A 6,533-nucleotide genomic window follows, 5' to 3' on the forward strand; every position below is an offset into this window, starting at 1 on the left:
GGCAAAGGAGGCGTGCCGGTCGGCCGCCGCAGGCTGAAAGCATGGGAGTACATGGCCATGGGTAACTTTGATTCGATACGGCGTGGCGCGGCCCCGGTGGGCCGGCGCGGCTTCTTGCGTGTGGCCCTAGGCGGGGCGATTGCGGCCGGCGCCGGCCTGCTGGCGTGGCAGGGCGCGGCCTATTCCTTTGGCATGCCCGAGCGTGCAGTGGCGGTACCCAAGCCCGCCCAGGACGAGCCCGCGGGCGGGGCCACGGTAGAGCATGCAGTCTTTGCCGGCGGCTGCTTCTGGGGCGTACAGGGCGTGTTCCAGCATGTACGTGGCGTGCGCGACGCCGTTTCGGGCTATGCCGGCGGCGCCGCGGACACCGCGCATTACGAGGTCGTCAGCGAGGGCGGCACCGGCCACGCTGAATCAGTCGAGGTCACGTTCGATCCGCAACAGGTAAGCTACGGCACGTTGCTGCGCATCTTCTTTTCGGTGGTGCACGATCCGACGCAGCTCGATCGCCAGGGGCCGGACACGGGCACGCAATACCGCTCGGCGCTGTTCCCGGTGGATGCGGCGCAGCGCCAGGTGGCGCAGGCCTATATTGCGCAGCTGGACGCCGCGCATGTGTACGGCAAGCCCATCGTCACGCGCCTGGAAAGCGGCCGCAGCTTTTATCCGGCCGAGGCCTATCACCAGAATTTCCTGGTGCGCCATCCCAGCTATCCGTATATTGTGATCAACGACCTGCCCAAGGTGCGGGCCCTGAAGCAGATGTACCCGAAGCTGTACCGCCCGGATCCGGTGCTGGTGCGGCCGTCATAGCGGGAAAGCCTGCTGGTGCCCGCGCAGGCGTGCATGGTCTCGCCTGCGCTTGGGTGAACGTCCCGCCTGCCCTGGTCAGTTGGCATACTGTTGGGCGGATCGGATGACGGGAGCCCAGCGGTCGATCTCCCGATTCAGGCGCTGCGTGAGTGCCGCCGGCGTGGCCAGGGCAGCGCTTTCGGGCTCGGTACCGAGTTTGAGGAACCGGGCGGACAGTTCGGGATCTTTGAGCGCGGCTTGCAGCCCTTGAGCCAGCCGCTGTATGACGGGCGCGGGCGTTCCATGGGGGGCGAACAGTCCATTCCAGACGGTGATATCCACTTGCGGCAGGCCGGCCTCGCGGGTCGTGGGCAGGTCGGGCAACACGGGCGAACGCTTGGCCGCGGTCATGGCCAGGCCGCGCGCTTTGCCCGATGTGATGTATCCCGCGGCGCTTGCAAGCTGACTGCAAGTGACGTCGACCCTGCCGCCCAGCATGTCCGCCATCACGGGCGCGTTGCCGCGGTAGGGAATGAGCTGAAAACGGCTGTGGGCCGCCGTCATCAAGAGCAGGCCGCACAATTGATCGACTCCGCCCAGGCCCGAGTGGCCGAAAACTATATCGCCGGGCCGTTCTTTCATCAGGGTTGCCAGGTCTTTCAGCGTATGTGCCGGCAGGGCAGGGCGAACTATGATCGCCATGGGCGCTTCGGTGATGAGGCCGACTGCGCTGAAGGCGGTGCGCGTGTCGTAGGGCAGGTTTTTGTAGAGTGTGGGCGCTGTGGCCAGCCCGAGGTGATCCATCAACAAGGTATAGCCGTCGGCGTTCGCCTTGGCGACGCGTGCCGCGCCCAGCGTACCACCGGCCCCGCCGATATTCTCCACCACTACGCTCTGGCCCAACTGTTTGCCCAAGGACTGGGCGAGAATGCGGGCGAGAGTGTCCGTCGGCCCGCCGGCGTTGAAGGGCACGACCAGCGTTATCGATCGCGTCGGATACGGTTGCGGTTGCGCGTACGCGCCTGCGCACGCGAACAGCAGCGCTGATATCCCCATCCAATGTTTCCATTTTCTTATATCCATGGCTTGTCTCCTGTACTGGGTTGGCGTGGCATCCGGCCCCGATGGCCGGGCGGATGCCGCTGAGATCATTCGGGATATGAAGTCATATCCGGTATAGCGTTGCAGCGTTGGCGGCGCAGTGCTGCAGGAGCGGCACTGCGTCATGACCCGGAAGATCCGGCAAGCGCAGCAGTGCGGTGAAGTCGCGTTGATCTTCGTGGCGCGTGCAGGGCCAGTCGCTGCCCCACAGCACGCGCTGCAGGCCCACCGCGGCGATGATCTCGGGCAGCAGCGCGTCGGGGCGCAGCCCGTTCAGGCGGTAGGGGGCCGACAGCTTGAACCAGATCGGGTAGCGCCGTGCAAGATCGAGGCATCGGCGCCAATGTGTGCAGGCCGTGCCTGACAGCGGGTCGGGCAGCCCCCAGTGGTCGATGACGACGGGCAGATTCGTGTCGGCCGTTTGCGGCAGGGTCTCGGCGAGCTGCCGGGATGAACCGGCCATGACGATGTGCCATCCGCAACCCTGCGCGGCACGAATCCATGCGCGCCACGGTGGCTGAGTGAAATTGGGCAGTGCTGCGCCACTGCTGATCAGATTGAAGCGGAAGCCGCGTACTCCCGCCTGGTGCAGGGAGTCGATGCGGGCGAGGTCGCGCAAGGGATCGACGACCATCACTCCGCGCAGCCGTTTCTGGTTGAGGCTCAAGGCGTTCAGCAGGTACGCGTTATCGGTGCCGAGGAAGCTCGGCTGCACCAGTACCCCGGATGCCACTCCATGTTTGTCCCATTGCGCCAGCAGCGCATCCAGCGGCACGGCTTGCCGCGGCGTGTAGGCCGTGCCCGTCACGTACCTGCAAGTATCGTCCCAGGCGTGGCAGTGGGTGTCGACGATGTGTATGCTGTTCATGCCGGAAAGGAGGGCAGGCTGATGATGGGGCCTCGGCCGATGTCCGGATGGAGCGTGGACAGAACCTCGTAGAGGTTGCGCTTGGCTTCGAAGCCTACGCCCGGAACGTCGTGCAAACCCACGTAGCCGTCGACCACGGCGGCGTCGTCCGAGAATCCGCCGAAGGGTGCGAACACGTCCGGGTACGACTCATTGCCTCCGAGGTGCAGTCCGGCGGCGATGTTCAACGACATCTGGTGGCCGCCGTGCGGCACCACGCGGCGCGGCGACCAGCCCCGCTCCCGCAGTACCTCGAGGGTACGGGTATATTCAACCAGGCCGTACGACAATGCGCAGTCGAATTGCAGCCAATCCCGTGCCGGGTCGAGCCCGGCGTAATTGAGCAGGTTTCTTGCATCCTGGTGCGAGAACAGGTTCTCGCCCGTTGCCATCGGCCTGCCGTAGCTGCGGCCTACTTCCGCCTGCAGTGCATAGTCCAGCGGATCGCCCGCTTCTTCATACCAGAACAGGCCATAGGGCTTCAATGCTTCGGCATAGCGCAATGCGGTCTGCAGGTCGAAGCGCCCGTTGGCATCGACGGCCAGGCAATTGCCGTCTCCGACGACTTCGAGCACGGCTTCGATGCGCCGCAGATCTTCATCCAGCGGCGCACCGCCGATCTTCATTTTCACGACCTTGTAGCCTCTGTCGCGATAGCTGCGCATTTCGTCCTGCAGCCCCTTCAGTCCTTTGCCCGGCCGGTAGTATCCGCCGGCGGCGTAGACCCAGACCTTGTCGTCGGCCACGCCGTTGCGGTATCTGTTGGCCAGATAGCGATACAGCGGCTGGCCGGCGATCTTGGCCACGGCGTCCCAGATCGCCATGTCGATGGTTCCCACGGCCACTGAACGTTCGCCGTGGCCGCCGGGTTTTTCGTTGGACATCATCAGATCCCAGGCGGCGAACGGGTCGAGATTGTCTTCCGTCCGGGAGACCAGCGCATCCGGGGCCGCTTCCAGCAGGCGGGGGATGAACCGCTCGCGCATCATGGCGCCCTGTCCATACCTGCCGTTGGAGTTGAATCCATAACCGATCACCGGTCGACCGTCGCGCATGACGTCCGTGACGACGGCGACGACCGAGCAGGTCATTTTGTTGAAATCGATGTAGGCGTTGGCGATGTCGGCGCCGATGGACAGAGTTTTTTCGCGGATGTGTATAATTTTCATGGTCGATCTGAGCTTGTGGATTCCCGTTCAACGCTTGATATTGCGGGAAATTCTAGTCGGCTTGGATCCTGCAAGGCCAATGCCGATTTTTTATCCAATCGATGCATGGGATGAGGAAGGATGGATCTTGAGAGCTTGAAAGACTTCGAGACTCTGTCCCGGGTTCGGAATTTCTCCAGGGCGGCCGACCTGCGCAATGTGACGCAGCCAGCGTTCAGCCGCCGTATCAGAAGCCTCGAAGAATGGGTCGGCGCAAAGCTGTTCGATAGGGGCGTGCAGCCGGTTGCCCTGACTGCGGGCGGCGAGCGCTTCCGTACCTTCGTGGACGAGTGCCTGTCACGTCTGGAAGAAGGCCGGCTCGAAGCGCGCCGCCTGGCCGGCGCTGCGATGCCGGCGCTGCGTTTCGCTGCGACTCATTCCTTGTCGCTCAATTTTTTCCCTACGTGGCTGAGCAGGCTCGAGCGGCTCACTAGCCTGGGCGCTGTCCGCCTCGTTTCGCACAGCATGAAGGAATGTGAAGAAGCCTTGGCGGCGGACGAGGTTCAGTTCCTGCTCTGCCATCATCATGATTCTGCATCCAGCCTGTTGGATAGCCACCGGTTTGAGTCTCTGACCGTAGCGACCGACTGCCTGGTGCCCGTGTTGGCCGGGCAGCAAAGCGCCGCATGGCAGCTGCCTGGCAAGCCGACTGAGCCTCTGCCGCTGTTGGCCTATGCGCCCGAGTCCGGGCTGCACCGAATTCTGGCGAGCACCGGCGTCCTCAAGCGCGGCCGCGTATCGACGATCACGGTATTCACCTCGCATCTGGCTGTGCTGCTGCTGACCATGGTTCGTGAGGGCCGCGGCATAGCGTGGTTGCCTGCCAGCATCATCCAGGACGATCTGCAGCACGGTGTCCTGCAGCGTGCCGGCGATGTGAGCTGGGATGTGCCGGTCGATGTCCGGCTGTTCCGCAAGCGCGGCATGGAAGATGAAAGCGGCATGTCGCTGTGGGACAGTGCGTTGCTGCTGAACGCGCAGTCCGCTGGGGACGAGGCCCGTGGCGGCCGCTAGAGCGATTGTGGCTCAAATGTTTACGGATTTCCCGCGGTACTCGTCTGAAGCAATGCCTCGAAGGGTGTAAAGGCCTGAACTGAAAGTGCTCTAGGGCCTGTTCACACTAACAGGGGCCGCATTTGCGGGTCGATGAGCGCCGGGCTTAGTGCGCCGCCGCTCGCCGGCCTACAGCCCCAGATACGCCTTCTGCAGCTCGGGGTCGTCGATCAGTTCCTTGGCCGGGCCGCTGCGCACGATGTGGCCGGTTTCCAGCACATAGCCGCGGTCGGCGGTGGCCAGCGCCAGGTGGATGTCCTGCTCGACCAGCAGCACGGTGACGCCCTGGCTGCGGATGCTGAGCAGCACTTCCATCAGCTGGTCGACGATGATCGGGGCCAGGCCCAGGCTCATCTCGTCGACCATCAGCAACCTGGGCTGCGCCATCATGGCCCGCGCCATGGCGCACATCTGCTGCTCGCCGCCCGACATGCTGCCGGCCAGCTGCTTGCGCCGCTCGGCCATGCGCGGGAACAGCCCGTAGATGCGTTCCAGGTCTTGCGCCACCTCGCTGCGGTTCTTGCGGTGGTAGGCCCCCATCAGCAGGTTGTCCTGCACCGACATGCGGTCGAACAGCTGCCGCCCTTCGGGCACTTGCACCATGCCCTGCTCGAACACCTGGTCGGGCGTGCTGCCGTTGATGGGCCGGCCCTGGTAGCGGATCTCGCCGCTGCAGGGCAGCAGGCGCGACAGCACCCGCAACAGGGTGGTCTTGCCCGCGCCGTTGCTGCCCACCAGGGCCACGATCTCGGATTCGCGGATTTCGAGGTTGGCGTTTTCCAGCGCCAGCATCTCGCCGTAGCCGGCCGACACGCCGCTCATCTGCAGCAGCGGGGCATTGCTTTGCGGACTCGGGTTCATGCGCGTTTCTTTCCCAGATAGGCTTCGACGACGGTCTGGTTGGCCAGCACCTCGGCGGGCGCGCCGTCGGCGATCTTCTCGCCGTGGTGCAGCACCATGATGCGATCCGACAGCGTCTTGATGGCCTTGATGACGTGTTCGATGACCAGCACGCTGATGCCCTGGCTGCGCACCTTGCGGATGACCTCGATGACTTCGTCGATTTCGGTCAGGTTCAGCCCCGCCATGACTTCGTCGCACAGCAGCACCTGCGGCTGCATGGCCAGGGCCTTGGCCAGTTCCAGCCGCTTGCGGTCGGGCCCGCCCAGTTCTTCGGCGCGCTGCTCGATGTGCCGGCCCAGGCCGACGAAGTCCAGGCATTCGCGCGCCTTCTCGCGCGCCACGCGCAGCTTCTTCTCGCCGCCGCCGCGCCCGAACAGCGCCCCCACCGCCACATTGTCCAGCACCGACAGGCCAGGAAAGGGGCGCATGATCTGGAAGGTGCGCCCGATACCCAGCCGTGCCCGCTTGTAGGCGGGGATGGCATTGATCGGCTGGCCCTTGAAATACACCTCGCCCTCGGTGGGCGCGAGCGTGCCGCTGAGCAGGCTGATGAGCGTGGTCTTGCCGGC

The 6,533-nt window shown here is 64.6% G+C and carries 7 protein-coding genes; 2 read left to right on the forward strand and 5 right to left on the reverse strand.

Features of this window, described 5'->3' with window-relative positions; all coding sequences use genetic code 11:
* Positions 1-57 precede the first annotated feature (57 nt).
* On the forward strand, positions 58-813 hold the full coding sequence (msrA, locus tag CEY11_RS24415) for a peptide-methionine (S)-S-oxide reductase MsrA (RefSeq protein WP_088606054.1): 756 nt from the start codon (positions 58-60) through the stop codon (positions 811-813).
* A gap of 75 nt (positions 814-888) precedes the next feature.
* Here the strand turns inward: msrA and CEY11_RS24420 are convergent, their stop codons facing one another.
* The 3 genes from CEY11_RS24420 to CEY11_RS24430 form a co-directional block, all read right to left on the reverse strand.
* On the reverse strand, positions 889-1,875 hold the full coding sequence (locus CEY11_RS24420; RefSeq protein WP_198958983.1) for a Bug family tripartite tricarboxylate transporter substrate binding protein: 987 nt from the start codon (positions 1,873-1,875) through the stop codon (positions 889-891).
* Positions 1,876-1,957: 82 nt separating this feature from the next.
* Complete coding sequence (locus CEY11_RS24425) at positions 1,958-2,761, reverse strand: amidohydrolase family protein (protein WP_088606036.1); 804 nt, start codon at positions 2,759-2,761, stop codon at positions 1,958-1,960.
* Entirely contained in the window at positions 2,758-3,969 is a 1,212-nt protein-coding gene (locus CEY11_RS24430; protein ID WP_088606037.1) for a mandelate racemase/muconate lactonizing enzyme family protein, read from the reverse strand. Before CEY11_RS24430 ends, CEY11_RS24425 begins: the two co-directional genes overlap by 4 nt.
* 120 nt (positions 3,970-4,089) lie before the next feature.
* On the opposite strand from CEY11_RS24430, the gene CEY11_RS24435 reads away from it, so the two are divergent.
* Positions 4,090-5,022: a LysR family transcriptional regulator gene (locus CEY11_RS24435; protein ID WP_088606038.1), complete on the forward strand. Its 933-nt coding sequence runs from the start codon at positions 4,090-4,092 to the stop codon at positions 5,020-5,022.
* A 168-nt stretch (positions 5,023-5,190) separates the two neighbouring features.
* Here the strand turns inward: CEY11_RS24435 and CEY11_RS24440 are convergent, their stop codons facing one another.
* Together CEY11_RS24440 and CEY11_RS24445 are read right to left on the reverse strand one after the other, a co-directional pair.
* Entirely contained in the window at positions 5,191-5,922 is a 732-nt protein-coding gene (locus tag CEY11_RS24440) for an ABC transporter ATP-binding protein (RefSeq protein WP_088606039.1), read from the reverse strand.
* Positions 5,919-6,533: ABC transporter ATP-binding protein (locus tag CEY11_RS24445; protein WP_088606040.1), on the reverse strand; the 615-nt coding region annotated here is incomplete at its 5' end. The genes CEY11_RS24440 and CEY11_RS24445, both read right to left, overlap by 4 nt.

This window comes from Candidimonas nitroreducens (assembly GCF_002209565.1).
In the GTDB taxonomy this organism is placed as follows: Bacteria; Pseudomonadota; Gammaproteobacteria; order Burkholderiales; family Burkholderiaceae_B; genus Candidimonas; species Candidimonas nitroreducens.

What these genes read in the sequence shown, in the direction of transcription:
- msrA (WP_088606054.1), top strand. Translation starts at nt 58, where the DNA reads ATGGGTAACTTTGATTCGATACGGCGTGGCGCGGCCCCGGTGGGCCGG.
- CEY11_RS24420 (WP_198958983.1), bottom strand. Translation starts at nt 1,875, where the DNA reads ATGGATATAAGAAAATGGAAACATTGGATGGGGATATCAGCGCTGCTG.
- CEY11_RS24425 (WP_088606036.1), bottom strand. Translation starts at nt 2,761, where the DNA reads ATGAACAGCATACACATCGTCGACACCCACTGCCACGCCTGGGACGAT.
- CEY11_RS24430 (WP_088606037.1), bottom strand. Translation starts at nt 3,969, where the DNA reads ATGAAAATTATACACATCCGCGAAAAAACTCTGTCCATCGGCGCCGAC.
- CEY11_RS24435 (WP_088606038.1), top strand. Translation starts at nt 4,090, where the DNA reads ATGGATCTTGAGAGCTTGAAAGACTTCGAGACTCTGTCCCGGGTTCGG.
- CEY11_RS24440 (WP_088606039.1), bottom strand. Translation starts at nt 5,922, where the DNA reads ATGAACCCGAGTCCGCAAAGCAATGCCCCGCTGCTGCAGATGAGCGGC.